23 protein-coding genes are annotated in these 26179 nt (G+C 63.0%); 11 read left to right on the forward strand and 12 right to left on the reverse strand.

All coding sequences use genetic code 11. The annotated features are described in order from the left end of the window. Positions 1-44: 44 nt before the first annotated feature. Both trxA and M5C71_RS29080 read right to left on the reverse strand, forming a co-directional pair. On the reverse strand, positions 45-374 hold the full coding sequence (gene trxA / locus M5C71_RS29075; protein WP_103496082.1) for a thioredoxin TrxA: 330 nt from the start codon (positions 372-374) through the stop codon (positions 45-47). Between the two features lie 149 nt (positions 375-523). Continuing rightward, positions 524-1225, reverse strand: coding sequence for a FadR/GntR family transcriptional regulator (locus M5C71_RS29080; RefSeq protein ID WP_103496081.1), 702 nt, complete (start codon positions 1223-1225; stop codon positions 524-526). A 250-nt stretch (positions 1226-1475) separates the two neighbouring features. On the opposite strand from M5C71_RS29080, the gene M5C71_RS29085 reads away from it, so the two are divergent. From M5C71_RS29085 to M5C71_RS29100, 4 genes are read left to right on the forward strand one after another with little or no spacing between them, the layout of a single operon-like run. After that, positions 1476-2261 (forward strand): transporter substrate-binding domain-containing protein, encoded by a 786-nt coding sequence (locus M5C71_RS29085; RefSeq protein WP_100942098.1) that lies wholly within the window; start codon positions 1476-1478, stop codon positions 2259-2261. A gap of 24 nt (positions 2262-2285) precedes the next feature. Beyond that, a complete protein-coding gene (locus M5C71_RS29090; RefSeq protein WP_100942099.1) occupies positions 2286-2951 on the forward strand; it encodes an amino acid ABC transporter permease in 666 nt (221 codons plus the stop codon). Next, positions 2948-3598 carry an amino acid ABC transporter permease gene (locus tag M5C71_RS29095; RefSeq protein ID WP_177101013.1) on the forward strand — a complete coding sequence of 217 codons (651 nt, stop codon included), beginning with the start codon at positions 2948-2950 and terminating at the stop codon, positions 3596-3598. The genes M5C71_RS29090 and M5C71_RS29095 overlap by 4 nt, the downstream gene beginning before the upstream one ends. Next, positions 3585-4322, forward strand: a complete 738-nt coding sequence (locus tag M5C71_RS29100) for an amino acid ABC transporter ATP-binding protein (protein ID WP_177100881.1) — start codon at positions 3585-3587, stop codon at positions 4320-4322. The genes M5C71_RS29095 and M5C71_RS29100 overlap by 14 nt, the downstream gene beginning before the upstream one ends. Positions 4323-4326: 4 nt before the next feature. Here the strand turns inward: M5C71_RS29100 and M5C71_RS29105 are convergent, their stop codons facing one another. From M5C71_RS29105 to M5C71_RS29120, 4 genes are all read right to left on the reverse strand, one after another. After that, positions 4327-4878, reverse strand: a complete 552-nt coding sequence (locus tag M5C71_RS29105) for a hypothetical protein (protein ID WP_248769354.1) — start codon at positions 4876-4878, stop codon at positions 4327-4329. Then, positions 4875-7379 (reverse strand): fimbria/pilus outer membrane usher protein, encoded by a 2505-nt coding sequence (locus M5C71_RS29110; protein WP_248769355.1) that lies wholly within the window; start codon positions 7377-7379, stop codon positions 4875-4877. The genes M5C71_RS29105 and M5C71_RS29110 overlap by 4 nt, the downstream gene beginning before the upstream one ends. A 1-nt stretch (position 7380) precedes the next feature. Next, positions 7381-8085: a fimbria/pilus chaperone family protein gene (locus M5C71_RS29115; protein WP_103496109.1), complete on the reverse strand. Its 705-nt coding sequence runs from the start codon at positions 8083-8085 to the stop codon at positions 7381-7383. A 129-nt stretch (positions 8086-8214) separates the two neighbouring features. Continuing rightward, on the reverse strand, positions 8215-8868 hold the full coding sequence (locus M5C71_RS29120; protein WP_103496075.1) for a DUF1120 domain-containing protein: 654 nt from the start codon (positions 8866-8868) through the stop codon (positions 8215-8217). A gap of 424 nt (positions 8869-9292) precedes the next feature. Between M5C71_RS29120 and ppx the strand changes: the two genes are divergently transcribed. Next, positions 9293-10795, forward strand: a complete 1503-nt coding sequence (gene ppx / locus M5C71_RS29125) for an exopolyphosphatase (protein WP_103496074.1) — start codon at positions 9293-9295, stop codon at positions 10793-10795. On the opposite strand, the gene ppk1 is transcribed toward ppx, so the two are convergent. Beyond that, positions 10782-13004, reverse strand: a complete 2223-nt coding sequence (gene ppk1 / locus M5C71_RS29130; protein WP_103496073.1) for a polyphosphate kinase 1 — start codon at positions 13002-13004, stop codon at positions 10782-10784. The two genes, ppx and ppk1, sit on opposite strands and share 14 nt — an antisense overlap. Positions 13005-13022: 18 nt before the next feature. Then, a complete protein-coding gene (hemB, locus tag M5C71_RS29135; protein ID WP_103496072.1) occupies positions 13023-14036 on the reverse strand; it encodes a porphobilinogen synthase in 1014 nt (337 codons plus the stop codon). 207 nt (positions 14037-14243) lie between these two features. Between hemB and M5C71_RS29140 the strand changes: the two genes are divergently transcribed. Continuing rightward, a complete protein-coding gene (locus M5C71_RS29140; protein WP_100942109.1) occupies positions 14244-14846 on the forward strand; it encodes a DedA family protein in 603 nt (200 codons plus the stop codon). On the opposite strand, the gene M5C71_RS29145 is transcribed toward M5C71_RS29140, so the two are convergent. Beyond that, positions 14824-16065 (reverse strand): sterol desaturase family protein, encoded by a 1242-nt coding sequence (locus tag M5C71_RS29145; protein WP_248769356.1) that lies wholly within the window; start codon positions 16063-16065, stop codon positions 14824-14826. The genes M5C71_RS29140 and M5C71_RS29145 overlap by 23 nt on opposite strands. A 348-nt stretch (positions 16066-16413) precedes the next feature. Further along, entirely contained in the window at positions 16414-18312 is a 1899-nt protein-coding gene (locus M5C71_RS29150) for a cytochrome c/FTR1 family iron permease (protein WP_248769357.1), read from the reverse strand. A 203-nt stretch (positions 18313-18515) separates the two neighbouring features. On the opposite strand from M5C71_RS29150, the gene M5C71_RS29155 reads away from it, so the two are divergent. From M5C71_RS29155 to M5C71_RS29175, 5 genes are all read left to right on the forward strand, one after another. Then, the gene (locus tag M5C71_RS29155; protein WP_248769358.1) at positions 18516-19862 is read left to right on the forward strand and encodes a hypothetical protein; all 1347 of its coding nucleotides are present in this window, start codon (positions 18516-18518) and stop codon (positions 19860-19862) included. Between the two features lie 181 nt (positions 19863-20043). Next, a complete protein-coding gene (locus M5C71_RS29160) occupies positions 20044-21441 on the forward strand; it encodes a hypothetical protein (protein ID WP_248769359.1) in 1398 nt (465 codons plus the stop codon). Positions 21442-21458: 17 nt separating this feature from the next. Beyond that, positions 21459-21836 (forward strand): YcfL family protein, encoded by a 378-nt coding sequence (locus M5C71_RS29165; protein ID WP_248769360.1) that lies wholly within the window; start codon positions 21459-21461, stop codon positions 21834-21836. Positions 21837-21878: 42 nt separating this feature from the next. Continuing rightward, positions 21879-22469 (forward strand): penicillin-binding protein activator LpoB, encoded by a 591-nt coding sequence (lpoB, locus tag M5C71_RS29170; RefSeq protein WP_100942115.1) that lies wholly within the window; start codon positions 21879-21881, stop codon positions 22467-22469. Between the two features lie 3 nt (positions 22470-22472). After that, the gene (locus tag M5C71_RS29175) at positions 22473-23216 is read left to right on the forward strand and encodes a penicillin-binding protein activator LpoB (protein ID WP_248769361.1); all 744 of its coding nucleotides are present in this window, start codon (positions 22473-22475) and stop codon (positions 23214-23216) included. 108 nt (positions 23217-23324) lie between these two features. On the opposite strand, the gene M5C71_RS29180 is transcribed toward M5C71_RS29175, so the two are convergent. After that, positions 23325-23957: a LysE family transporter gene (locus M5C71_RS29180; RefSeq protein ID WP_103496065.1), complete on the reverse strand. Its 633-nt coding sequence runs from the start codon at positions 23955-23957 to the stop codon at positions 23325-23327. A 293-nt stretch (positions 23958-24250) separates the two neighbouring features. Continuing rightward, complete coding sequence (locus tag M5C71_RS29185) at positions 24251-26161, reverse strand: ATP-binding cassette domain-containing protein (protein WP_248769362.1); 1911 nt, start codon at positions 26159-26161, stop codon at positions 24251-24253. Positions 26162-26179 lie beyond the last annotated feature (18 nt).

The raw sequence follows: 26179 nt of genomic DNA on the forward strand, positions 1-26179 counted from the left end.
AAAAAGCCCCGCTATTTGCGGGGCCTTTTTTGCCGATGCCGACCTTACAGGTGAGCGTCGAGGAACGCGGTCAGTTGCGACTTGGACAGTGCGCCGACCTTGGTCGCGGCAATCTCGCCGTTCTTGAACAGCATCAGGGTCGGGATACCACGCACGCCGTGCTTGGCCGGGGTTTCCTGGTTTTCATCGATGTTCAGCTTGGCGATAGTCAGCTTGCCTTTGTAGGTCTCGGCAACTTCGTCCAGCACAGGGGCGATCATCTTGCAGGGACCGCACCATTCAGCCCAGTAGTCGACCAGTACAGCGCCCTCGGCCTTGAGTACATCAGCGTCGAAGCTAGCGTCGCTAACGTGTTTGATCAGATCGCTGCTCATGGAAGTCTCCGGATTTGTAAGCCAAAAAAAACGTTGCCCATCATAGCCGTCCTTCCTACGTACAGGAAGCCGCAGTTGATTGAGTCTAACTATGACAAATGATCAGTTTGGGTATAGCCAATACGGCCCCCGCACACAAATACCAACGGTCAGCCGGGCGTGACGAAGGCAATACCGGTGCGCAGGGCGGCATTGCGCACATGTTCCTGCATCGCCTTTTGTGCCGGCCCCGAGGCGCGACGCGCCAGGGCGCGGAGGATCTTGCGGTGCTCCTGCCAGGTTTCCATGGCCCGCTCCGCACGGATGAACGGCAACTTCTGGCTTTCCAGGAACAGCTCGGCGCTGGCGCTGAGGATACTGGCCATGGCCTGGTTACCGCTGGCCAGCAGGATGCGTCGGTGAAAATCGAAATCCAGCCGCGCGGCCGCCTCGAAATCCCCGGCCTTGAGCTCCAGCCGCAAGGCCTCGACGTTGTCCTGCAAGGCATCCAGCTCATCGGCGGTCAAGGTCACCGCCGCCAGGCCGGCGGCAAAACCCTCCAGGGCATAGCGCAACTGGAAGATATCCTCCGCCGAGGCCTGGGCCGCGAACGGCCAGGCCAGGCCACCGGCCGCAGGCGCCAACTCCACCGGCGCCTGCACGAAGACGCCCTTGCCCGGTTGCACGCTGATCACTCCCAGGGCACTCAGGGACGACAATGCCTCGCGCAGCGACGCCCGGCTCACCCCCAGGCGCAGCGCCAGGTCGCGCTGCGAAGGCAGCACGTCCCCCGGGCCGAAACCCTCGTCGGCAATCAGTTTGCGAATAGCTTGCAGCGCCACTTCCGGGACGGCGCGGGAGATCGAATTCATCGTTTTTTCAGCTGTCAGTCCGGGAAAGCGCTAGTTGTAAAGCTATTGGCAAGATCCGGCAAGTCACGCCCAGCGCTGGTTCAACGCCGCGAACCCATGCTCGATAAGGGTGCGAAAGCCCCGCAACTGTTCAGACCAGTAAGACCATGAAAAACCCTGCCACAGCAGCGGGGGCACGGCTTGGGGCAAGTGTGGCATGGGCTGTGCAGTGCCCCGGACAGAGATCGCCTTCTGGATTCGGAGAGTTGCCATGACCAAACGCCGCAGCGCCCTGCTCACTGCCTTGCTGGCCAGCCTGATGCTGAGCCAGGCCCCCGCCCACGCCAATGGCCTGGACGACATTATCGCCCGTGGCACCCTCAAGGTCGCCGTGCCCCAGGACTTCCCGCCGTTCGGCTCGGTGGGCCCGGACATGAAACCCCGTGGCCTGGACATCGACACCGCGAAGCTGCTGGCCGAACAACTCAAGGTCAAGCTGGAACTGACCCCGGTCAACAGCACCAATCGCATTCCGTTCCTCACCACCGGCAAGGTCGACCTGGTGATTTCCAGCCTCGGCAAGAACCCGGAGCGGGAGAAGGTCATCGACTTTTCCCGGGCCTATGCGCCCTTCTATCTCGCGGTGTTCGGTCCGCCGGACGCGCCGATCAACGGCCTGGCCGATCTCAAGGGCAAGACCATCAGTGTCACCCGTGGCGCCATCGAGGACATCGAGCTGACCGCCGTGGCCCCCGAAGGCGTGACCATCAAGCGCTTCGAGGACAACAACACCACTATCGCCGCGTACCTGGCCAAGCAGGTCGACCTGATCGCCAGCGGCAACGTGGTGATGGTCGCCATCGCCGAACGCAACCCGAAACGCATTCCGGCCCTGAAGGTCAAGCTCAAGGACTCGCCGGTCTACGTCGGCGTGAACAAGAACGAACCGGCGCTGCTGGAAAAAGTGAACCAGATCCTCGCCACGGCCAAGGCCGACGGCAGCCTGGAGAAGAACGCCCAGCTGTGGCTCAAGCAACCGCTTCCGGCCGATCTCTGATCGCGCTTGCCTGAGGTCCGCCCCATGGCTTATCAGTTCGACTTCCTGCCGGTGCTGCACAACGCCGACCTGCTGTTGCGCGGCGCCCTGTTCACCCTGGAGCTGACCGCCATCGGCACCTTGCTCGGGGTCAGCCTGGGCATTGTCGGGGCGGTGGTCAGGGCCTGGCAGATCCGCCCCTTCGCGGCGATCTTCGGCGTCTACGTCGAGTTGATCCGCAACACGCCGTTCCTGGTGCAGCTGTTTTTCATTTTCTTCGGCCTGCCATCCCTCGGCCTGCAGATCTCCGAGTGGCAGGCGGCCGTACTGGCGATGGTGATCAACCTCGGCGCCTATTCCACGGAGATTATCCGTGCCGGTATCCAGGCGATCCCCCGCGGACAACTGGAAGCCGCGGCGGCGCTGGCCATGACCCGCTTCGAAGCCTTTCGCCATGTGGTCCTGCTGCCGGCGCTGGGCAAGGTCTGGCCGGCCCTGAGCAGCCAGATCATCATCGTCATGCTCGGCTCGGCGGTCTGCTCGCAGATCGCCACCGAGGAACTGAGCTTCGCCGCCAACTTCATCCAGTCCCGCAACTTCCGCGCCTTCGAAACCTACACCCTGACCACCCTGATCTACCTGGTCATGGCATTGCTGATCCGCCAGTTGCTGAACTGGCTGGGACGCCGCTACATCGCGAGGAACCGCTGATGGATTTCACCTTCTGGGACATCCTCAACAATCTGCTGGCAGGCCTGCAATGGACCGTCGCCCTGTCACTGACGGCCTTTGTCGGCGGCGGACTGATCGGGCTGCTGGTGATGGTCCTGCGCATCAGCGACAACGGCTTTGCCCGGGGTTTCGCCCGGGCCTATATCGAGCTGTTCCAGGGCACCCCGCTGCTGATGCAACTGTTCATGGTGTTTTTCGGCGTGGCCTTGCTCGGGGTGGACATCTCGCCCTGGCTGGCGGCGGCCATCGCCCTGACGCTGTTCACCAGCGCCTACCTGGCGGAGATCTGGCGCGGCTGCGTCGAGTCGATTCCGGGCGGCCAGTGGGAGGCCTCGGCGAGCCTGGCGCTCACCCCGTATGAACAACTGCGCCATGTGATCCTGCCGCAGGCGTTGCGCATTGCCGTGGCGCCGACCGTGGGGTTTTCGGTGCAGGTGATCAAGGGCACCGCCGTGACCTCGATCATCGGCTTCACCGAACTGACCAAGACCGGCGGCATGCTCGCCAACGCCACCTTCGAACCCTTCACGATCTATGGCCTGGTAGCCCTCGGATATTTCGCCCTGTGCTACCCCCTGTCCCTCAGTGCGCGCTACCTGGAAAGGAGACTGCATGCCGCTTCTTAGAGTTTCTGCCCTGCATAAGTATTACGGCGATCACCACGTGCTCAAAGGCATCGACCTCAGCGTCGAGGAAGGCCAGGTGGTGGCGATCATCGGTCGCAGCGGCTCGGGCAAAAGTACCCTGCTGCGCACCCTCAACGGACTGGAGTCGATCAACGACGGGGTGATCGAGGTCGACGGTCACTACCTGGACGCCGCCCGCGCCGATTTGCGCAGCCTGCGGCAAACGGTCGGCATGGTGTTCCAGCAGTTCAACCTGTTCCCGCACCTGAGCGTCGGCGAAAACGTCATGCTCGCCCCCCAGGTGGTGCAGAAAATGCCCAAGGCCAAGGCCGCCGAGCTGGCGCGGCAGATGCTCGAACGGGTCGGCCTGGGGGAAAAGTTCGACGCCTTCCCGGATCGTCTCTCCGGCGGCCAGCAGCAGCGCGTGGCGATTGCCCGGGCCCTGGCGATGTCGCCCAAGGTCTTGCTGTGCGACGAGATCACCTCGGCCCTGGACCCGGAACTGGTCAATGAAGTGCTCAGCGTGGTCCGCCAGTTGGCGAAGGAGGGCATGACCCTGATCATGGTCACCCACGAAATGCGCTTCGCTCGGGAAGTCGGCGACAAGCTGGTGTTCATGCACCAGGGCAAGGTGCATGAAGTGGGCGATCCCAAGATCCTCTTCGCCCATCCGCAGACGCCGGAGCTGGCGAATTTTATCGGCAGCGTGGAACAGCCGGCCTGAATGGTTATTCGCCCGGCAGCAGTTCGAAACGTCCGCGACCTTCGACCGATGTCTCGTCGCGTACCCGGGTCGCGCTGACCGGCAGGTGCGTGCCGATCTCCACCTGCGCCGAGAAAAACCGCCCCTTGGCCGGCAGGTCCCGGGCCAGCACCACCAGGCTCTGGCCCGGCGCCATCAGGTGGCTGGCAGAGGCCTCGGCCGGACGCTGCGCCGAGGCCAGACTCACCGGCTTGCCGTCGAGCCGGGCATTGCTCAGGCCGACCGTGAAACGCCCCTGGCGATCAAAACGAAAGGCCTGTGGCCCCGCCGCCGGCCCATCGAACCGCAACACCATCGAGGTCGGCCAGGGACAGGCAATATTCAGGCTCAGCCGCCGGGTCCCGAGGAACAGGTCAGGCTGGCCGGGCGCCATTGCCAAAGCTCCCGGGCGCAGTGCACCCAGTTCGATCTGCGACTGGCTCAGCGACAGCGTGCAGTCATTGGCCCCGGCGGGGGCTGAAAACAGGACAAGCGCGACGCAACAACGCCGTAAAACCACGCGGACACGAGAGTTCATAGAGGTCTTCCATAGGGTTGACTTGCCCGGCAAACCGCCGTGGCCGTTTCATAAAGCCGATCGCTGTCCGCGGATTCGGGTATTTCGACCGGCAGCGTGCAGGCCGTGTGATCCGCCCGCCTGATCGTGAGCCGCTGGCCGGCCTCGACATCGCTCAGAAAAATCATGCCGCCGCCGACCACCGTGGTCAGGAAGGCCTTGTCTTCACTGAACACCGAGGCGCCCTGGGGCAACGGCTCGGCGTTTTCATCAGTGACCTTGAGCAGCAGCCGTCGAACCTTCACCACCGCGAAATCCACCCGATTGAATGAGCCGCGCCCGGCTTCAAGGCTTTTTGTTCCGTTGCGCAGGTCGATCCGCCGTGGCAACGAGCGGGTGTCGACTTCCAACTGGCTGCTGCGGTAGGCCGGCAGACCGGCGACCACCGCCTGGCCGCTGAAGTCGGTCCAGACCGGCCCCTGGGGCGTGGTGATCCGGGCGCCGGAAAGATCGCCCACCGAGACCACGCCAAAGGTCTCCTGGATCGCGTAGGGCGAGAACGTCAGGCCGCCCTCGTGCAGCGCAAGGCCTCCGGACAAATGTCCGCTGTAGCTGCTGCTGGAGTCGCTGCGTGTCACCCCCAGGCCGACCTGGGTGTAACGCGGCATCAGGTTCAGGTTGCCCCGGGTGATCTGCCGGTCGCCCTTGAGGTCCTGTTCCAGCCCCAGGTCATAGCTGAGGGTATCGTTGACCCGCTCGCGGTAGTCGCCGCCGATATCGAGGCGCTCGCCACGGCGATTGAGGTAGCTGCTGATGCGCCGGTCGCCGCCCAGCGGGACACTGACCCCCAACCGCAGCCCCAGGCCCGAGTCGACGGCATGCCGGCCACTGCCTGAACCGACGTCGGAATCCACGCTGAGGCTCAGGCTGGCGTAGCGGTAGCTCTTGCTCCACGTGCCGTGCAGACGCCGGGACAAGCTCCCGTCGAACATCACACTGCGCGAGTAACCGAGGCTGAAACCACCTAGTTGCGGGGCCGACCAGCCCAGCGCGGCGGTGTACTGGTGCTTGAAGCGTGAGCCGGGATCGTCCGCCAGCCCCACCTCGCCGATTTGCAGCAGATCGCGATAGCCGGCACTGCGCAGGGTGGCACTGAGGTCCAGGTCGACACCCGCCCCCAACGGACTGTTCAACGACAGGCTGTTCTGGCTCCCCGCCAGCGAACGCCGGGTGTCATGGGACAGGCTGTTGCGCAGGCCGACACCGACCTGCTGCCAGAGGCGGCTGTCGAGCGCCCAGCCGCTGGCACGGTAGTCATCGCTGCCCAGCAGCCCGGCGCTGAATGACGTGGCCTCGCCCAGTCCCCAGGTGCCGCTGCCGGTGGCGAGCAAGGGCGGCTCTTCGCCGCGACCGGTGGCGCCGCGCAGTCGCCCCAGGGACAGGTAGTAACCGGGCTGGACCGCCGTGGCGCCCGGAAAGGATGCGGCCGGCACGACAAAGCGGCGCTCGCCGCCGGATTGGCCGATCACCCTGACCTCCAGATCACTGGTGCCATTGAGCAACGGCAAGCCGCCCAGGCTGAACGGGCCTTGCGGCACCAGGCTGGTATGGATCAAAGCCCCGGACTGGCGAACCTCGACCCGCGACGCGTCGAAGGCCACCCCCTCGACCAGGACACCGCGCCCGGCCTGACCTCGTTGCGCGCCATCAGGCATGAATTGCACACCGGAAAGCCGGACCCCGGCAAACACCGGTCCGGCACTGTTGATCTGGCCGGCCTGGAAGGTCGTCTGCCACGGTCGGAAGTCCCGCTGCGCATAGGCATACAGATGCTCGGTCTGCTCTTGCCCGTCATTGGAGACGTGCAACTGACGGCTACGGACAATCCAGTCGCCGGCATTGAACCCGGCTTCGGTGGTCGCCGAGAAGAAACGCCCGCCGCCCTGGCGCGAGCGCGTATCGAAACCCAGCACCTCGTAGTTGAGCAGTCCGGCCGTGCCGCCACGGGCGTAGACCCCGCTGTCGAGCTCCGGTCCGCGCAGGGCCTGGGTCGGCACCAGCAGGACAACCTCCTCGCTGTTGGGTCGCAGGATGACCTGGGTCTGCGGGTACTCACGCACAAAGGCGTGACAGGCGTCCTCATCGGCATCCGCGCCAACGTCGGGCCTCTTCAAGCCGGCCTTGTCCAGCAACCCGGAGGTGAAACACAACTCGCCGTCCCGGTCGAAACGCAGCTCCGCCAGCCCCAGGCGCTTGCCGTTGAGTTCCAGCGTCACCCGCTGCGCTCCTTCACGAAAGCGCGGCGCCGAGCGGAAATAGTCGGCCACCTGTGGATCGAGACCGCGCTCGGAAAGCACCGACAGGTCAAACTCCGCGTCAGCCGCATCGTCCTTTTTCTCGGCGGCGACCGGCTCGCCCAGTCCCAGCAAGACCGCGACGCCCAGCCCGCTCACCAGGCCCCGGCGCGGCGCCAGTACCTTCGCCAGCCTCGAGACAGGGGCAGGCTTGCCTAGGGATCCCACGTCACAGCGCCTCGAGCAGAATGGGCGCTTCGTGACGGGCCACGGCAAAACCATAGACAGTCGCCGGCTGCAGCGTGACCGAGGTGGCCGTGGGCTGAGTCGTGTCTATTTCCACCGCCAGCGTCTCCCCCGGAAGGACATAATCGCGACTCAGCATCACGCTGACCTTGTGCGGATTGAGTTCCAGTTCCGGCGACAGGCGCACCACATAGGGACTGTCATTGCGCACCACCAGCCGGGACTTCTCCAGGTGCCAGGTCAGTTCCTTCCAGGGCGCCGGATGCCGGGCCAGTCCCTTGGGATGCAGGATCAGTGGCAGGTTCTGGCGCAGAGTGACGCCGACGGTAGCGCCGGGCCCGGTTTTGCGCTGGGGAATACCTTCGAAGGTGACTCGTTTCAGGCGCTGGGTCTTGAGTGGCTCGCCGTTGGCGCTGAGAAACCGCACCAATTGGGTCTCGCCGGCGTCGACCCGGGTCACGGGGGGCGTGATCACCACCAGCGACTCAAGATCCTCGGGAATCGATTCGACAGCCGAATGCAGCAAGGCCGGACCGCTGTCGGTGTTCTTGATCTGGATACTGGCTTCCCCCTCCTCTTCATAGAGAATCACCACCGTGGTTTCCGGCTGCATGCCATCGGCACGGGCGGCGCTCCAGAACACGCCCAGGAAAAAGAACAGCACACCGATAGACAATGAACTGAACATCGGCATAAGAGGCACAACTTTCAAGTAATACGCTCCTTGCGAATCTATTTTTATTATTCAACACACATAGAAAGAGAGTGCCAGCACAGAGTCCTGTGCCGGCAGCCTGGTTACTGACATCAACGAAAGTTAGAGATAACGCAGTTCCAGCGTAGCCAAGCCATCCAGATACAGTTCCTGGGTGACATCCAGCTCGGAGGTCTTATTGATCACCGGCTGAACTTCCAGGGTACCGCTGACCCGCTGTACCGACGCCGGATGAGTAGCGAAGAAGCCGCTCCAGGACATGATGTTCTGATACTGGCCCAAGGCACCGTTGCCACGGCTCCAGTTCAAACCGTTATTGGTCGAGACAATGGTGTTGACCAGCGGGAAATCCGCCACGGAATCCTTCACGCTCAGGGCATAGCCGCCGACCCGTTGACCGACCGCCGTGGTCCCCAGGCCGTAGTTGTAGGCATCGTTATAGCCCGGGCCAAGAGCCGCCTGCAGGATGCCCGGGACCTTGCTGCTGGAGCGGTTGTCGAGCGTCTTCACCCCCACCCGGGTGCCGCCGTCGCAATTGACCGTAAAAGGCACGCCCCTGGGCTGCAGGCGCGTATAGGCATTGGCGCTCAGTTCAGCGGCACGGATTTTCCCGAAATCGACCACACCACCATTGTGCAGACTCAGTGTGCAACTGGCCGGGACGATGGTCCCCTTCACCAACAAGTCCGCCGCGTTGGCATTGACCCCCAGTACAGCCAACAGAGCACCGAGCGTCCATCCAGATACCAACTTCATTTTCCTACTCCCTATTATCAAGTGTAAGCAGATGCTTGTTATTCAGAACTGCGGAATTCAATCCAGGTTCACACCCGAAAAAGAGTCAGCGCTTAGGCCTCCCGTCCGCAGTCCGATAAATAATTAACACCCCGGCATAATCGCCGGCCGCTAGTTTCCACGCTGGCACCTGACAAGAAAACCGGAAGAGGCCACGCTCCGGGTGCGACGCAGAGACAAACACTGCAAACTTTAATAAACATCACTGTCGTCACAATTCATGACGCAGGTCATCAATATGAAATATTTATGTAGGAAAATTGAAGCAATGATTGTCCACCCCCCTCGCTGCAAGCCCCAGGCCTGATGCTCACAGGCGTCCTACATTGGCGTCAGGGCCTGATCGTGGCACGATGGCGAGGTTATCGACCGAGATCCTTCAACCATGCCGCATTCCCAAGCCAAGAATCTGTCCCTGATCGCCGCCATCGACCTGGGCTCCAACAGCTTCCATATGGTCGTGGCCAAGGCCCAGAACGGAGAGATCCGGATCCTGGAGCGCCTCGGCGAGAAGGTTCAGCTGGCGGCCGGTATCGACGAGGACCGTCAGCTCACCGAAGAATCCATGCAGCGCGGGCTCGACTGCCTGAAGCGCTTTGCCCAGTTGATCAACGGCATGCCCCTGGGCGCCGTGCGCATCGTCGGTACCAACGCCCTGCGCGAAGCCCGCAACCGCGGCGAATTCATCCGCCGCGCCGAGGAAATCCTCGGTCACCCGGTGGAAGTCATTTCCGGCCGTGAAGAGGCCCGCCTGATTTACCTCGGTGTGTCCCACACCCTCGCCGACACCCCGGGCAAGCGCCTGGTGGCCGATATCGGCGGCGGCAGTACCGAATTCATCATCGGCCAGCGCTTCGAGCCGCTGCTGCGCGAAAGCCTGCAAATGGGTTGCGTCAGCTACACCCAGCGCTATTTCCGCGACGGCAAGATCACCCCGGCCCGCTACGCCCAGGCCTACACGGCGGCGCGCCTGGAAATCATGAGCATCGAGCACGCCCTGCACCGCCTGACCTGGGATGAGGCCATCGGCTCTTCCGGGACCATCCGCGCCATCGGCCTGGCCCTCAAGGCCGGCGGCCAGGGCAGCGGCGAAGTGAATGCCGAAGGGCTGGCCTGGCTCAAGCGCAAGCTGTTCAAGCTCGGCGATGCCGAGAAAATCGATTTCGAAGGGATCAAGCCCGACCGCCGGGCGATCTTCCCGGCCGGCCTGTCGATTCTCGAAGCGATCTTCGACGCCCTCGACCTGCAACGCATGGATCACTGCGACGGCGCCCTGCGCGAAGGCGTGCTCTACGACCTGCTGGGTCGCCATCACCACGAAGACGTGCGCGAACGCACCCTCAGCTCGCTGATGGAGCGTTACCACGTCGACCTGGAACAGGCGGCACGGGTCGAGCGCAAGGCGCTGCATGCCTTCGATCAAGTGAAGGATGCCTGGGAACTGACTGACGGGGTCTGGCGCGAACTGCTGGGCTGGGCCGCCAAGGTCCATGAAGTGGGCCTGGACATCGCCCACTACCAGTACCACAAGCACGGCGCCTACCTGATCGAGCACTCGGACCTGGCCGGCTTCTCCCGGGAAGACCAGCAAATGCTCGCCCTGCTGGTGCGCGGACACCGACGCAATATTCCCAAGGACAAGTTTGCCGAGTTCGGCGATGAAGGCATCAAGCTGATTCGCCTGTGCGTGCTGCTGCGCTTCGCGATCCTGTTCCATCACATCCGTGGCACCCAGGAAATGCCGCAGGTCACCTTGCGTGCCGACGGCGATAGCCTGGATGTGGTGTTTCCCAAGGACTGGCTGGAGCAGAACCAGCTGACTCAGGCCGACTTCGCGCTGGAAGCGGAGTGGCTGACCCGAGTCAACATTACCCTCAACGTACGCTGAGGAGCGGGTTGCTCAGGCGATCGAGCAAGGTCGCCTGGGCGCTACGGGCGTTCTGGTTGCCGGTCGGCGTGTTGCGGATATACCGACCGTCCGGCTGCAGGCTCCAGCTGTGGGTGTTATCGGTGAGATAACTTTCCAGCTCTTTCTTGACCCGCAGGATCAACTTCTTGCCCTCGACCGGGAAGCAGGTCTCGACACGCTTGTCGAGGTTGCGCTCCATCCAGTCGGCGCTGGAGAGGAACATCTGCTCCTCGCCGCCGTTGAGGAAGTAGAAGACCCGGGTGTGTTCGAGGAAGCGACCGATGATCGAGCGCACCTGGATGTTGTGCGAGACCCCGGCGATGCCCGGACGCAGGCAGCACATGCCGCGCACCACCAGATCGATACGCACGCCGCACTGGCTGGCCTTGTACAACGCGCGGATGATCTTCGGATCGGTCAGCGAGTTGAACTTGGCGATGATGTGCGCCGGCTTGCCCTCGACGGCGAACTGGGTCTCCCGGGCAATCATGTCGAGCATGCCCTTCTTCAGGGTGAACGGCGCGTGCAGCAACTTCTTCATGCGCAACGTCTTGCCCATGCCGATCAACTGGCTGAACAGTTTGCCGACGTCTTCGCACAGGGCGTCGTCGGAGGTCAGCAAGCTGTAGTCGGTATACAGGCGGGCGTTGCCAGCGTGGTAGTTACCCGTGCCCAGGTGCGCGTAGCGGACGATCTCGCCGGCCTCGCGACGCAGGATCAACATCATCTTGGCGTGGGTCTTGAAGCCGACCACGCCGTAGATCACCACCGCACCGGCCGCTTGCAGGCGGCTGGCCAGTTGCAGGTTGGACTCTTCGTCGAAGCGCGCCCGCAGCTCGATCACCGCGGTGACTTCCTTGCCGTTGCGCGCCGCGTCCACCAGGGCGTCGACGATTTCCGAGTTGGCGCCGCTGCGGTACAGGGTCTGGCGCACGGCCAGGACGTGCGGGTCCTTGGCCGCCTGGCGCAGCAGGTCGACCACCGGGGTGAAGGATTCGAACGGGTGCAGCAGCAGGATGTCCTGCTTGCTGATCACGCTGAAAATATTCTCGCTGTTCTGCAGCAGTTTCGGGATCTGCGGAGTGAACGGCGTGTATTGCAGCTCCGGATGACTGTCCAGGCCAGTGATGCTGAACAGCCGCGTCAGGTTCACCGGACCGTTGACCTGGTACAGCTCGCTCTCGTTCAGGTTGAACTGCTTGAGCAGGTAGTCCGACAGGTGTTTCGGGCAGGTATCGGCCACTTCCAGGCGCACGGCGTCACCGTAGCGGCGGGAGAACAGCTCGCCGCGCAGGGCGCGGGCCAGGTCTTCGACGTCTTCGGAATCCAGCGCCAGGTCGGCGTTGCGGGTCAGGCGGAACTGGTAGCAGCCCTTGACCTTCATGCCCTGGAACAGGTCGTCGGCGTGTGCGTGGATCATCGACGACAGGAATACATAGTTATCGCCAGGCCCACCCACGTCTTCGGGTACCTTGATGATCCTCGGCAGCAGGCGCGGCGCCGGGATGATCGCCAGGCCCGAATCGCGACCGAAGGCGTCGATACCTTCGAGCTCGACGATAAAGTTCAGGCTCTTGTTCACCAGCAACGGGAACGGGTGCGTCGGATCGAGGCCGATCGGGGTGATGATCGGTGCGATCTCGTCACGGAAATAACGACGGACCCAAGTCTTCAGCTTGGTGGTCCAGTAGCGGCGGCGGATAAAGCGGACCTGATGTTTTTCCAGCTCCGGCAACAGGATGTCGTTGAGGATCGCGTACTGGCGATCGACATGCCCGTGCACCAGCTCGCTGATCCGCGCCAGGGCCTGGTGCGGCTGCAGGCCATCGGCGCCGGCCTGTTCGCGGGCGAAGGTGATCTGCTTCTTCAGCCCGGCGACACGGATTTCGAAGAACTCATCCAGGTTGCTGGAGAAGATCAGCAGGAACTTGAGGCGTTCCAGCAGCGGATAGGACTCGTCCAGCGCCTGCTCCAGCACGCGGATGTTGAACTGCAGCTGCGACAGCTCACGGTGGATATACAGGCTGCTGTCATCCAGGCTCGGAATCACCACCGCCGACGGCACCGCCACATGGGGGGCTTCGACCACCACCGGCGCGGGTTCCAGCTCCGGCGGGGTTTCGACGATCGGCTCGACCACCGCTTGAGCGTCTTTTACTTCAACTTCGCTGAGTCCTTCGGTATTCATCGAGTGTTCCTGTGAGGGCTATTTCTGCTCTCGTAGCAGTTGGGCGGCGCGGGCGGCAAAGTAGGTCAGGATGCCATCGGCACCCGCCCGTTTAAAAGCGGTCAGGGATTCAAGAATAACGCCTTCGCCCAGCCAGCCATTCTGGATGGCCGCCATGTGCATGGCGTACTCACCGCTAACCTGATAGACAAAAGTCGGCACCTTGAATTCATCCTTGACCCGAAAAAGGATATCCAGATACGGCATACCCGGCTTGACCATGACCATGTCGGCGCCTTCGGCGAGGTCGGCGGCCACTTCATGCAGGGCTTCGTGGCTGTTGGCCGGGTCCATCTGGTACGACGCCTTGTTCGCCTTGCCCAGGTTCAGGGCCGAGCCGACGGCATCGCGGAAAGGTCCATAGTAGGCGCTGGCGTACTTGGCCGAATAGGCCATGATCCGCACGTTGACGTGATCGGCCAGTTCCAGGGCTTCGCGGATCGCCTGGATGCGTCCGTCCATCATATCGGAAGGCGCCACCACCTGGGCGCCCGCCTCGGCGTGGGACAAGGCCTGCTTGACCAGTGCATCGACGGTAATGTCGTTCTGGACGTAACCGTGCTCGTCGAGGATACCGTCCTGCCCGTGGGTGGTGAACGGGTCCAGGGCGACGTCGGTGATCACCCCCAGTTCCGGGAAGCGGGCACGCAGGGCACGGGTGGCGCGCTGGGCAATACCTTCCGGGTTCCAGGCCTCGCTGGCGTCCAGGGACTTGAGTTCGGGCGGCGTCACCGGGAACAGCGCCAAGGCCGGAATCCCCAGCTCGACCCAGTTCGCCGCTTCTTCGAGCAGCAGGTCGATGGTCAGGCGCTCGACCCCTGGCATCGACGCCACGGCTTCGCGGCGATTCTCACCGTCCAGCACAAACACCGGCAGGATCAAATCATCGACTGTCAGAACATTCTCACGCACCAGACGGCGAGAAAAATCATCACGGCGATTGCGACGCAGGCGGGTGGCGGGAAACAAGCGATTGGCGGGGGTAAAGCTCACGGCAGACTCCTGAGCCCGCACAAGCGGGCGAGCATGGCAGTTATAAGCGGCCATTATGACGAAGGAATTACAGTTGTGCTTACTCCTGCGACCCGTCGCCACAGCCGCTACCCTTGTAGGAAATGTTAACGTCGAGACACATTTCGACACTTTCCTCTCTGTCCTCGAAGGGTTAGGCTGCGCGTTCATTTCGCCAGCATCCAGACAATGCTCCAACAATTTCTGCAGGATTTCGGCTACTTCGCCTTGTTTCTCGGCACGTTTTTCGAAGGCGAGACCATTCTGGTACTGGCCGGCTTCCTCGCGTTCCGCGGATACATGGACATCAACCTGGTGGTTATCGTGGCGTTCTTCGGCAGCTATGCCGGCGACCAGCTTTGGTATTTCCTGGGGCGCAAGCATGGCCGCAAACTTCTGGCACGCAAGCCGCGCTGGCAATTGATGGGTGATCGAGCGCTGGAGCATATCCGCCGCCATCCGGATATCTGGGTGCTGACCTTCCGCTTTGTCTACGGTTTGCGCACGGTGATGCCGGTGGCGATCGGCCTGTCGGGTTATCCGCCGGGCCGCTACCTGTTGCTCAACGGCATCGGCGCGGCGATCTGGGCCGCGGCCCTGGCGGCGGCGGCCTATCACTTCGGGGCGATTCTCGAAGGGATGCTCGGCAGCGTGAAGAAATACGAGCTGTGGGTGCTCGGCGGCCTGCTGGTGGCCGGCCTGCTGCTCTGGAGCTGGCGACGCATCCGTAGCGCGCGCCTGGCCCGGGCCGAGGCCCGCCTGGCCGAAACTACGAACCGGCCAGACGAATGACCCGCGGCTTGCTGCAGTAGTACAGGCCGATCAGGCTCAACAGGCTGTAGCTGAACACGCCGATCCAGCCCAATGGGCTGGCCGGCCACAGCCCGACCAACGGTGCCCACCAGACCAACGGCAGGTTGGACGCCAGGCGGACCAGTTCCAGCCGCAACGCCCAAGGGCGATTCTCCAGCGCCGCGCCGAGCACGAACAACCCCAGCACCAGGGTGCCACAGCCCAGCAGCAGCGCCGCCAGCGGCAAATGCTCGCCGAAGTTCATCAGGTAGCTGCCCAAACCGACATAGACCGCGAATTGCAGGGCCAGGTAGATCTGCTGACGGATCTCCAGGGACACCTCGAATTTGCGGAACTGGCTCAGGTCCGGCTTGTTCAGCGGGTATCTGGCCGCGACATCGGCCGGGCGCCAGCCAGTGCGCATAAACCAGATCCGCAGCTTGTCCCAATAGCTTTCCGTACGCCGGGCATCGGCCCATAGCTGCGCATAGAACTGCAGGTTGGCCCACAGCGGGTTCCAGCTGGCCAGCGGCGTGGTCACGCCGAAGATCACCGGCTCGCGCTCGTCCTCTTCCTGGAAGGTGCCGAACAGGCGGTCCCAGAGAATAAACACCCCGCCGTAGTTGCGATCCATATACAGCGCGTTTTGCGCATGGTGCGCCCGATGGTTGGACGGCGTGACAAAGAACCACTCGTACCAACCCAGCTTGGGCACGTGCCGGGTATGTACCCAGAACTGATACAACAGGTTCAGCGAGGCCACGCTGATAAACACCACCAGCGGCACGCCGAGCACGGCCAGCGGCAGATAGAAGATCCAGCTCAGGAGGAAGCCGGTGCTGGTCTGGCGCAGGGCGGTGCTGAGGTTGTAGTCCTCGCTCTGGTGATGCACCGAATGGGCGGCCCAGAGGATATTGCGCTCGTGCCCCATACGGTGCAGCCAGTAGTAGCAGAAGTCGTAGGCGACAAAGGCGAACACCCAGACCCAGGGCTTTTGCGCGGACAGCTCGAACAGCGCCAGGTGCTGCAGCGCAAAGGCGTAGGTGAGGATCCCGACCCCCTTGGTCAACAGCCCGGTGGTGGTCGACAGCACGCCGGTGCTCATGCTGTTGATGGCATCCGCCATGCGATAGTTGCTCACGCCACGCCAGCGATCGGCGAGCAGCTCGATGACGATCAATGCAATGAAAAACGGTACCGCGTAAGGCACGAAGTCCATGGGGCCAACCTTCCAGAGTCGATCTGCAAAGATTAGGGGCTATGGCGGGAAAATCCGCTGACAATGAATGCCAAAGCTGTAGACATTTAACGCCAGAAACCAGGGAACGTCGAACGCGCTCCCTGTAGGTTCACGCGGCCCCTGTGGGAGCTGGCTTGCCAGCGATGAGGCCCTTGAGCCTTGCGGTGCCCATCCGAACGCCTTCGCGGGCAAGCCCTGCTCCTACAGTACGCCGTCGTTCATCGATTTTGCGTATCACACAACACTGTAGGAGCAGGGCTTGCCCGCGAAGAGGCCCTCGAATCTTGCGCCGCTCATAAGAACGCCATCGCCGGCAAGCCCACACTGTCAGGTCGCCTGGACCCGACGCTTTTCCGCCAACCGGCTGCGGCTGTACAGCACCCCAATCGCCAGCAACGCCAACGCCTGCGCCCCCAGCGAGTAGGCGTCGGCATGAATCCCCAGCCAGTCGAATTCAAAGAACGCCACCGGCCGCGTACCGAAGATCCCGGCTTCCTGCAACGCCTTGACCCCGTGCCCGGCAAACACCACCGACAAGGCGCACAACAACCCGGCATTGATCCCGAAAAACAACGCCAGCGGCAGCTTCGCCGAACCGCGCAGGATCACCCAGGCCAGGCCGATCAGCAGCACCAGCGCGGTGCCGGCACCGGCCAGCACGGCGTTATGTCCCGCCGGCCCCGCCTGCAACCAGAGGGTTTCATAGAACAGGATGACTTCGAACAATTCCCGGTACACCGAGAAGAACGCCAGCAGCGCAAAGCCGAAGCGCCCGCCACCACTGACCAGGCTGCTCTTGATGTAGTCCTGCCAGGCCGCCGCGTGCCGGCGGTCATGCATCCAGACCCCGAGCCAGAGCACCATGACGCTGGCAAACAAAGCCGTGAAGCCTTCAAGCAATTCACGCTGGGCGCCACTGACATCGATCAGGTAAGCCGCCGCCGCCCAGGTCAGCAACCCGGCGACCAGCGCCAGACCCCAGCCGACATGTACGCTGCGCACCGCCGACTGCTGGCCGGTATTGCGCAGGAAAGCCAGCACCGCCGCCAGGACCAGGATCGCTTCCAGGCCTTCGCGCAGCAGGATCAGCAACCCGGAGATAAAGCTCAGCGACTGACTCAGGCCATCATTGCCCAGCAGATCGGCGGACTCCTTGAGCTTGCCCTTGGCAAAATCCAGGCGCTGCTCGACCTGCTCCAGCGGCAAGCCGTCCTGCAACGATTGCCGATAGGCCATCAGCGACTTCTCGGTGTCCTTGCGCACCATGGCATTGACGTTGTCCAGGGAGCTTTCCACCAGCTCGAAGCCCTCCAGATAGGCAGCAACGGACAGGTCGTAGGCTTGTTCATGCTCGCCGGCGCGGTAGGCCGCGAGGCTCTTGTCCAGGGTCGTCGCGGTGTAGTCGAGCAATTGCCCCGGACCGCGCTTGACCTGGGGCGGCTGGGCGCGCTGGGCACGGAAGGCGACGGCGGCGGCCGGGCCTTCGGCGGACTGTACTTCAGCCGGCGTCGAACGGGCCAGGTCGGCCAGGTTGTAGGTTTTCCCGTCGTTGGCGGCGGCAGGAGCGGCACTGAATCCGGCAATGTAAGTCGCCAGGTCCCAACGTTGACGCTCATCCAACTGGTCGGCGAACGCCGGCATATCGGTGCCTTCAACACCCAGGCCGAGGGTGGTGTAGATCGCGTAGAGGCTCAACCTATCCAGCCGCGCGGCATCGCGCAGGTTGGCGGGTGGCGGTGTCAGGCCGACACCGGCCGGACCGTCGCCCGCCCCCGCCTCGCCGTGACACACCGAACAATGCTGGGCATACAGCGGCGCACCACGAGTCGGGTCCGGGGTGATGATCGGTGCCTGGCTGACTTCATAGGCCACGGCCAGCTTCGCCCCCAGTTGCCGGGCCTGGCGGGCAACGCGTTCACCCTCCTCCCGAGCCGTCACGGCCGCCTGCAAACCCTCGATACCCTGAACCAGCTCAGCCTGTTCCGGCTTGGCCGGCAACGCGGCGACCAGCCCTTGCAGGACCTTGATAAATTCCAGCTGCTCGCGGTATTCGCCATCGTCGACCACCTGGCCCGCGTGCACCGTGGGCGGGTAATCGGCGCCGATATAGTCCAGCAGATGCAGGGCCTGGGGTGCGCCCTCCGCTGTTTCGGCCAACAGGTTGAAGCTGCAGAGAGCGAACAGCGGCAGCATCAGCCACGCGAGGAAACGAGAGGGAAAAGTCATGGAAAGCCTAAATCTAAATGCGAAGTAACACATTGTTCCCTCTCAATACGTTTGGCTCAACCCTGATCGGCCCGATTCCTCAATGTTTTGCTCTGGGTCATGTATCGAGATGGCCATGAGAATGCCATCTCGACCACGGCTTTGTGCATAATCCCCGCCCTCAAGTCCCACTGCCCGTCAGCCAAGGAAAGGAACGACACGCCATGCCCTCGCGCCTCTTACTCACACTGCTGTCCTGTGCGTTGCTCCTGGGCGGCTGCGGACTGCTGCACAACTACGACCGGGAACTCCAGGCCACCAACGAGCAGTTGATCTCGGGCAACGTCGATGGCGCGCTGCAGTTGCTGGAGCAACACAACCCCTGGGACGACAAGGACCTGCTCTATTCCCTGGAAAAAGGCGAACTGCTGCGGCTCAAGGGCGATCTACCCCGCAGCCAGGACGCCTGGCGCAGGGCGGACCAACAGGTGTCCCAGTACGAAGAAGGGACGCAGGTCGTCGCCACCCTGAAAAACCTGGGGCTCGACCAGATCCTCGGCATCGGACTCATCGGCGACAAGTTTCATCGCTACGAGGGCTATGACTACGAGAAGGTCATGCTGACCACGCAAATGGCCCTCAACCAGTTGGCCCGGAACGACTTCGACGGCGCCCGCGTCGATATCAAGAAAAGCCACGAACGCGAAGCCCTGATCGCCACAGCGCGCGACAAGCAATACCTGGCGGTCGAAGACCAGGCCAAGGCCAAAGGCATCAAGCTGCGCTACAAGGACCTGCAGGGTTACCCAGTGACCACCCTCGACTCGCCGCAGGTCATTGCCCTGAAAAACGGCTACCAGAGTGCGTTCAGCCATTACCTCGCCGGCTTCGTCTACGAAGCCCTGGGCGAGCGCGACCTCGCCGCGCCGGGTTACCGCCAGGCCATCGAGTTGCGGCCCAATACACCGCTGCTGGAAAAAGCCCTGGCCAACCTGGGCAAACCCGCCGACACCTCTCCTGACAGCGACGTGCTGATCGTCGTCCAGACCGGCCTGGCCCCGGCGCTCGTTTCGCTGCGCGTGCCCATCCAGGTGCAAACCGAGGACGGCCAGGCGATCACCGTGAACCAGCCTTTTCCGGTGCTGGTAGCCGACAAGTCGACAGCGCCCCTCAAGCAGATCAGCGTGGATGGCAAACCACAGTCGCTGACCCTGCTCAACAGCACGACCCACATGTCATTGCGCACCTTGCACGACGACATGCCCGCGATCATCAACTTCGCCCTTGCGAGCGTGCGTTTCAATGCCGAACTGCAAGCCAAGGAGAACAAACGCAAGCCGGACAAGGCTTCGTCGGTTTACCAGGGCTTCACCGGTGACTCCGACACCCGCACCTGGCGCACCCTGCCGGACAACACCCAGGTCGTGCGCCTGCGCCTCAAGCCCGGCGCGCACAAATTGCTGCTGCCAGGTGTCAAAGGCGCGGTACCGGTCAGCCTGAATATCGAACATCCCTTCCAGGTGGTGAGCCTGCGGGTCATCGGCAACCAGGTCTTCCTCCTGCCCGGATGACGCTAAAAAGCCATTACATAGCCAATAGCCATGGTTATACTGCCCTGCCTTCGTTATTGCGATATGGCATTAAAAGCTCCTCGTTTAATGAGGAATTGGCAGGGTAGCCGCTTTCCCTCTCAATGGGTCCATCTCAGCCCGACCAGCATGCTCGGCTGATTTTTTCATCAGGGAAGATCCCATGGCATCCCGTGCCCTCCTCTCGTTCGCCCTCGGCGCCGCGACCTTGCTGTCCGGCTGTTCGATGATGCGCAGCTACGACACCGAACTGGCGCAAACCAACCAGCAACTGGCCTCGGGCAATGTTGACGGGGCGTTGGCCCTGCTGGAAAAGAACAACGGCGATGCCGACAAGGACCTGCTGTATTTCTTCGAAAAAGGCGAGTTGCTGCAAGCCAAGGGTGACCTGGCCGGTAGCCAGAAAGCCTGGGGCAGCGCCGACCAGATGGTGGGTCAGTGGGAAGACGCGGTCAAACTGGACAGCGCCAGGTACCTCGCCCAGTTCGGCAGCTTCCTGATCAACGACAAGGTCCGCCGCTACGAAGGCTATGACTACGAAAAGGTCATGCTGACCACGCAGATGGCCCTGAACCAGCTGGCCCTGAACGACTTCGACGGCGCACGTATCGCGATCAAGAAAACCCATGAGCGCGAAGCGGTGATCGCCGATCTGCGCGACAAGCAATACCTCAAGAGCGAAACCGAAGCCGACCAGCAAGGCATCAAGACCCAGTACAAGGACCTTCAGGGCTATCCGGTGGCCAGCCTCGACGCGCCGGAAGTGGTCGGCCTGAAGAACAGCTACCAGAGCGCGTTCAGCCATTATCTGGCCGGGTTCGTCTACGAAGCCATCGGCGAGAAAGATCTCGCCGCCCCCGGTTATCGCCAGGCCATCGAACTGCGCCCGAACACGCCGCTGCTGGAGCAGGCACTGGTCAATCTCGACAAGCCTGCCGGCAAGGATGACGACAGCGACATCCTGATCGTGGTGCAGAGCGGCCTGGCGCCGTCCCGTGCCTCCATCAGCATTCCGCTGCCGTTGCCGATCGACAAGCATCTGGTCATTACCCCGCTGTCGTTCCCGGTCATCCAGGCCGACACCTCGACGGCCACCTTCGCCCAGATCGGCGTCGACGGCCTGCCGCAGAACCTGACCCTGCTCAACAGCACCACCGCCATGTCCCGTCGCGCCCTGCGTGACGACATGCCGGGGATCATCCTGCGCACCAGCGTGCGGGCCATCAGCCGCGGCGCCGCGCAGGCCAAGCTGAACAAGACCAATCCGCTGGCCGGCCTGGCCGTGGGCATCACTTCCGCGGTCCTAGAAGGCGCCGACACCCGCACCTGGCGGACCCTGCCGGACACCACCCAGGTGCTACGCCTGCGCCTGAAAAAGGGTGAGCACCAGGTGACCCTGCCCAACGCCCTCGGCGGTTCCCGCGTGGCCTTCACCGTCGACCGACGCTATCAGGTGATCAGCCTGCGCGCCGTCGGCAACCAGGTGTTCACCAGCGGCGTCGCCACTCAACGGCTGGCGGATGCCGGACCGACGGCCGTGGCCAGCCTCAAACAACCTTGAAGAAAGGAGTCTCGTGCATGCGTTTCAAACTGACTGTTGCCGTTGCCCTGGCCCTGCTGGCCGGGTGCGTCACCCCGCCGCCGCCACCACCGCCCCCCGGTAGCGCGGCGAGCAAGATCGTCGCCATGGGCGAAATGGAGAACATCGAGGTCGGTGCCATCCGCGTCGCCCGGGAAAACGGCTTCCTGACCGTCAAGGTGCAGCTGAGCAACACCCGCACCAAGAACAAGATGATGTATTACCGCTTTGCCTGGTTGGGCAACGACGGTTTTCCGGTGGCCGACGATGAAGTCTGGAAAACCCTGAACCTGTATGGCGCCCAGAGCACCTTCCTGCCGGCCATCGCCCCGACGCCCAAGGCCACCGATTTCCGTCTTGAAGTCAAAACCCCCTGAGTCGACGCCGCCCTCTCGCGTCCTTTTGAAGAGAATCAGTCCATGTTTGCACGCCTGTCCCTCCTCGCCGTCGTCGCCCTGCTGGCCAGCGGCTGCGCCAACAACACCTCGCCCGTACTGGGCGGCGGAAACATCAGCTACGGCGATACCAAGGCCGTGGAACTGGTGACCAACGAGTTCGGCTCCACCGACCTGCAGATGATCGCCGAGTCCATGACCCGCTCCCTGGCCCAGTCCGGTGTCCTGCAAGGGCGTCCGGTGGTGCAGGTCTACGATGTGAAGAACAAGACCAGCGAGTACATCGATACCCGCGAGATCACCACTTCGATCAAGACCCAGTTGATGAAGAGCGGCACCGCCCGTTTCGCCAGCGACAACACCGAGATGCAGAGCCAGGTCGACCAGTTGAAGTTGCAGAACCAGAGCGGCCTGTACAAGAAGAGCACCGTCAGCAAGACCGGCAACATGATTGCCGCCAAGTATCGCCTGGAAGGTTCGATCAGCTCGATCGTCAAGCGCAGCAGCGACTACAAGGACGTGTTCTACAAGTTCAGCCTGCAACTGATCGACGTCGAAAGCGGCCTGGCCGAATGGATGGACGAAAAAGAGATCCGCAAAACCACGGAGCGTTGAACAATGCGTGCATGGATTGGCATGATCGGCCTGGTCTGCGCCTTTGGCGTCCAGGCCGCGCCCAAGGTGGCGGTGGCGGACCTGGCGTACCAGGCGCAGGTGGAGCAGTACATCCACACTATTTCGGCGCGGGACAACCACCAGGAGAGTTATTACGGTGCCAGCGGCTCGTCGAGCTATGACGAGTCCGAAAGCCGCAACAGCTATATCGAGCAGGGCGAGCTGCGCCGCTTCACCGGCGATATCAAGGGCGAGATCCTGCGCAGCGGGATGTTCCAGCTGATCCAGGGCACGCCTTATACCGCCAGTTCCAAGGGCGATGTCTACGACGTCATCAAGCGGATCAAGGGCGGCAACTTCAAGGGTGCCGACTACGTGCTGTTCGGTACGGTGTCGGACATCGACTTCACCCAGGACATCAACGAGCTGGCCAATACCAACAGCTACTCGGCAGTGCTGGGGCTGACCCTGGTGGGCGATTTCAGCCTGATCAATACCCGCACCTACGAGATCACCTCGGCGTTCACCGCCATGGGCGAAGGCCAGGACACCAAGCTGGTCAACAGCCGGGATGTCCACGTGTCGCTGAACCGTCCACGGGTGATCCGCGATGTGTCCAAGGCGCTGGGCGAGGATGTGGCGCGGCAGTTGAGCCTGCAGTTGGGTGGGCCGGATATGGGCCCGGGGGCAGCGCCGCCGCTGCGTAATAACCTGCCGCCGGATGAGGCGCCACGGGTTCTGCACTGATCCGCGACCGCGTTATCGTTCATCGCCGGCAAGCCGGCTCCTACAACAACGCAAATCCTGTGGGAGCCGGCTTGCCGGCGATAGCGTCCGATCAGACAACGATGAACTTCAGGCGGTCGCCTTGTGCAAGGTCGCCAGAAAACCCGCCGCCCCCACGAACAAGCCAGCAAAGGTACGGTTCATCCGGCGCTGCTGCTTGGGCGTGCGCAACAGGCGCAGGACCTTGGCCGCCAGGCCCGTGTAGCCGGCCATGACGACCATGTCGACGGCGATCATGGTGACGCCGAGGATCAGGTACTGATGCACCAGCGGTGCGTGGGGATCGATGAACTGCGGCAGCACCGCCAGCATGAACACCAGGGCCTTGGGGTTGCTGACGTTCACCAGGAAACCGCGGAACATCAAGGTCAGCGGCTTGCCGACCGGGCGAATCGTCGACTCTTCGGCCATATTGCTGGGCAACGCGCGCCACTGCTTGACCGCCAGGTACACCAGGTAGACCACCCCGAACCATTTGATGGCGTAGAAAGCCGAGGAAGAGGCTGCCAGGATCGCCCCGACGCCCGCGGCAATCACCGCGATCTGCGCCGCCAGGCCCAGTTGCAGACCGAGGGCATTCCAGTAGCCACGCAGGAAACCGTATTGCAGACCGCTGGACATCGAGGCGATGGCGCCGGCACCCGGGGATAGGCTGATTACCCAGCACGCGGCAAAAAAGGCCAGCCATGTCTCAAGCAGCATCACGCACCTCGGATCTCAAGAGTTGTTACAAACCCCTAAGCTAATCCGTGGGCGTGAAATTGACTATCGTTTTTTCTCGGGCAGACATGCCGCCGAGGCTTCCAGGCCTGCATCGTCAGGACCGACGTCTTCGCGGGCAAGCCCTGCTCCTACAGGTTTGTGTCGTACGCTAATGCTGCATCCGCCGAGAAACTGTAGGAGCAGGGCTTGCCCGCGAAGCTTTTGGCGGTCTTGAGGCCCCTATCGCTGGCAAGCCAGGCTCCAAGGGTTCGTGGTGTGTTCAGGAATCCGTGTCAGGACAGCGCTTCCAGCTCCGCCTGCATGCTCTCCAACAACTCCAGGGCTTCCATCCACGCCTCTTCCAGCTGGGACTCGCGCACTTTCAACTTGGCCTGTTCGGCCAGCAGATCACGAAGCTCATCCTTGCGCGCCGCCTCGTAGACCGCGCTGTCACCCAGGCTCGCTTCGATCTTCGCCAGCTTCTCGTGCAGCTTGCCCAACTCGGCTTCGAGCTTGTCGGCTTCACGCTTGTGCGGCGCCAGTTGCTGACGCAACGCGGCGGCCTGCTGGCGCTGGGCTTTCTTGTCGGTCTTGTCGGCATTGACTGGCGTATTGCTCACCGGCGCATTGCGCTGGCGATACTCCACCAGCCAGCGGGCGTAGTCTTCCAGGTCGCCGTCGAACTCTTCGACCTTGCCGTCCGCCACCAGGTAGAAATTATCCGTGGTGCTCTTGAGCAGGTGACGGTCGTGGGAGACCACCAGCACCGCACCGCTGAACTCCTGCAAGGCCATGGTCAGCGCCAGGCGCATTTCCAGGTCGAGGTGGTTGGTCGGTTCGTCGAGCAGCAACAGGTTTGGCCGCTCCCAGGCGATCAAGGCCAACGCCAGGCGGGCCTTTTCGCCACCGGAGAAGTTCAGCACCGGCTCGTCGATGCGCGCGCCACGGAAGTCGAAACCGCCGAGGAAGTCGCGCAGGGTCTGCTCGCGCTCGGTCGGTGCCAGGCGTTGCAGATGCAGCAACGGGCTGGCCTTGGAGTCCAGCGAGTCGAGCTGGTGCTGGGCAAAGTAGCCGACCACGGTGTTTTCACCACGGGTCATGCGCCCCGCCAACGGCGACAGCTCGCCGGCGAGGTTCTTGATCAGCGTCGACTTGCCCGCGCCGTTGGGGCCGAGCAGGCCGATCCGGGCACCCGGGGTCAGTTGCAGCTTGACCTTCTCCAGGACGGTCTTGTCGCCATAACCCAGGCGTGCGTCGGACAGGTCGAGCAGCGGGCTGGAAATCTTATGCGATTCGCGGAAGACAAAGTCGAACGGCGAATCGACGTGGGCCGCGGACAGCTCTTCCATCCGCTCCAGGGCCTTGATCCGGCTCTGGGCCTGGCGGGCCTTGGTGGCCTGGGCCTTGAAGCGGGCGATGTAGCTTTCCATGTGCGCACGCTGCGCCTGCTGCTTCTCGTAGGCCTGTTGCTGCTGAGCCAGACGCTCGGCACGGGCACGCTCGAACGCGGTGTAGCCACCCCGGTAGAGGGTGATCTTGCGCTGGTCGACATGGGCCACGTGATCGACCACTTCATCGAGGAAGTCACGGTCGTGGGAGATCAGCAGCAAGGTACCGGGGTAACTCTTGAGCCAGTCTTCCAGCCAGATGATCGCGTCGAGGTCCAGGTGGTTGGTCGGTTCGTCGAGCAGCAACAGGTCCGACGGGCACATCAGCGCCTGCGCCAGGTTCAGGCGCATCCGCCAGCCACCGGAGAATGCCGAGACCTGATGGTCCATCTGGTCGTTGGTGAAGCCCAGGCCGGCCAGCAGCTTGCGCGCGCGGGCATCGGCGGTGTAACCGTCGGCGCTGTCGAGCTCCGAGTGCAGACGGGCCTGGGCGGCGCCGTCATGGGCCGCCTCGGCCGCCGCCAGGTCGCGTTGCACCTGGCGCAGGCGCACGTCACCATCGAGCACGTAGTCGACCGCCAGGCGTTCGAGGGTGTCGACCTCCTGGCGCATATGGGCGATACGCCAATCGGCCGGCAGGAAGCAATCACCCGAGTCCGGGTGCAGCTCGCCCCGCAGCAGGGCGAACAGGCTGGATTTGCCGGCGCCGTTGGCACCGATCAGGCCGGCTTTATGGCCGGCGTGCAGGGTCAGCTCGGCGTCTTCTAGCAGACGTTGCGGGCCACGCTGTAAAGTCAGGTTCTGAAGTCGAATCATAATGGCGGCGGAGTCTAC

Source organism: Pseudomonas sp. MWU12-2345, from assembly GCF_023242385.1.
Taxonomy (GTDB): domain Bacteria; phylum Pseudomonadota; class Gammaproteobacteria; order Pseudomonadales; family Pseudomonadaceae; genus Aquipseudomonas; species Aquipseudomonas gingeri_D.

What these genes read in the sequence shown, in the direction of transcription:
- M5C71_RS29100 (WP_177100881.1), top strand. Translation starts at nt 3,585, where the DNA reads ATGCCGCTTCTTAGAGTTTCTGCCCTGCATAAGTATTACGGCGATCAC.
- M5C71_RS29085 (WP_100942098.1), top strand. Translation starts at nt 1,476, where the DNA reads ATGACCAAACGCCGCAGCGCCCTGCTCACTGCCTTGCTGGCCAGCCTG.
- M5C71_RS29105 (WP_248769354.1), bottom strand. Translation starts at nt 4,878, where the DNA reads ATGAACTCTCGTGTCCGCGTGGTTTTACGGCGTTGTTGCGTCGCGCTT.
- M5C71_RS29145 (WP_248769356.1), bottom strand. Translation starts at nt 16,065, where the DNA reads ATGGACTTCGTGCCTTACGCGGTACCGTTTTTCATTGCATTGATCGTC.
- M5C71_RS29185 (WP_248769362.1), bottom strand. Translation starts at nt 26,161, where the DNA reads ATGATTCGACTTCAGAACCTGACTTTACAGCGTGGCCCGCAACGTCTG.
- M5C71_RS29165 (WP_248769360.1), top strand. Translation starts at nt 21,459, where the DNA reads ATGCGTTTCAAACTGACTGTTGCCGTTGCCCTGGCCCTGCTGGCCGGG.
- M5C71_RS29115 (WP_103496109.1), bottom strand. Translation starts at nt 8,085, where the DNA reads ATGTTCAGTTCATTGTCTATCGGTGTGCTGTTCTTTTTCCTGGGCGTG.
- M5C71_RS29180 (WP_103496065.1), bottom strand. Translation starts at nt 23,957, where the DNA reads ATGCTGCTTGAGACATGGCTGGCCTTTTTTGCCGCGTGCTGGGTAATC.
- lpoB (WP_100942115.1), top strand. Translation starts at nt 21,879, where the DNA reads ATGTTTGCACGCCTGTCCCTCCTCGCCGTCGTCGCCCTGCTGGCCAGC.
- M5C71_RS29150 (WP_248769357.1), bottom strand. Translation starts at nt 18,312, where the DNA reads ATGACTTTTCCCTCTCGTTTCCTCGCGTGGCTGATGCTGCCGCTGTTC.
- M5C71_RS29155 (WP_248769358.1), top strand. Translation starts at nt 18,516, where the DNA reads ATGCCCTCGCGCCTCTTACTCACACTGCTGTCCTGTGCGTTGCTCCTG.
- M5C71_RS29140 (WP_100942109.1), top strand. Translation starts at nt 14,244, where the DNA reads ATGCTCCAACAATTTCTGCAGGATTTCGGCTACTTCGCCTTGTTTCTC.
- M5C71_RS29120 (WP_103496075.1), bottom strand. Translation starts at nt 8,868, where the DNA reads ATGAAGTTGGTATCTGGATGGACGCTCGGTGCTCTGTTGGCTGTACTG.
- ppx (WP_103496074.1), top strand. Translation starts at nt 9,293, where the DNA reads ATGCCGCATTCCCAAGCCAAGAATCTGTCCCTGATCGCCGCCATCGAC.
- M5C71_RS29175 (WP_248769361.1), top strand. Translation starts at nt 22,473, where the DNA reads ATGCGTGCATGGATTGGCATGATCGGCCTGGTCTGCGCCTTTGGCGTC.
- trxA (WP_103496082.1), bottom strand. Translation starts at nt 374, where the DNA reads ATGAGCAGCGATCTGATCAAACACGTTAGCGACGCTAGCTTCGACGCT.
- M5C71_RS29080 (WP_103496081.1), bottom strand. Translation starts at nt 1,225, where the DNA reads ATGAATTCGATCTCCCGCGCCGTCCCGGAAGTGGCGCTGCAAGCTATT.
- M5C71_RS29160 (WP_248769359.1), top strand. Translation starts at nt 20,044, where the DNA reads ATGGCATCCCGTGCCCTCCTCTCGTTCGCCCTCGGCGCCGCGACCTTG.
- ppk1 (WP_103496073.1), bottom strand. Translation starts at nt 13,004, where the DNA reads ATGAATACCGAAGGACTCAGCGAAGTTGAAGTAAAAGACGCTCAAGCG.
- M5C71_RS29090 (WP_100942099.1), top strand. Translation starts at nt 2,286, where the DNA reads ATGGCTTATCAGTTCGACTTCCTGCCGGTGCTGCACAACGCCGACCTG.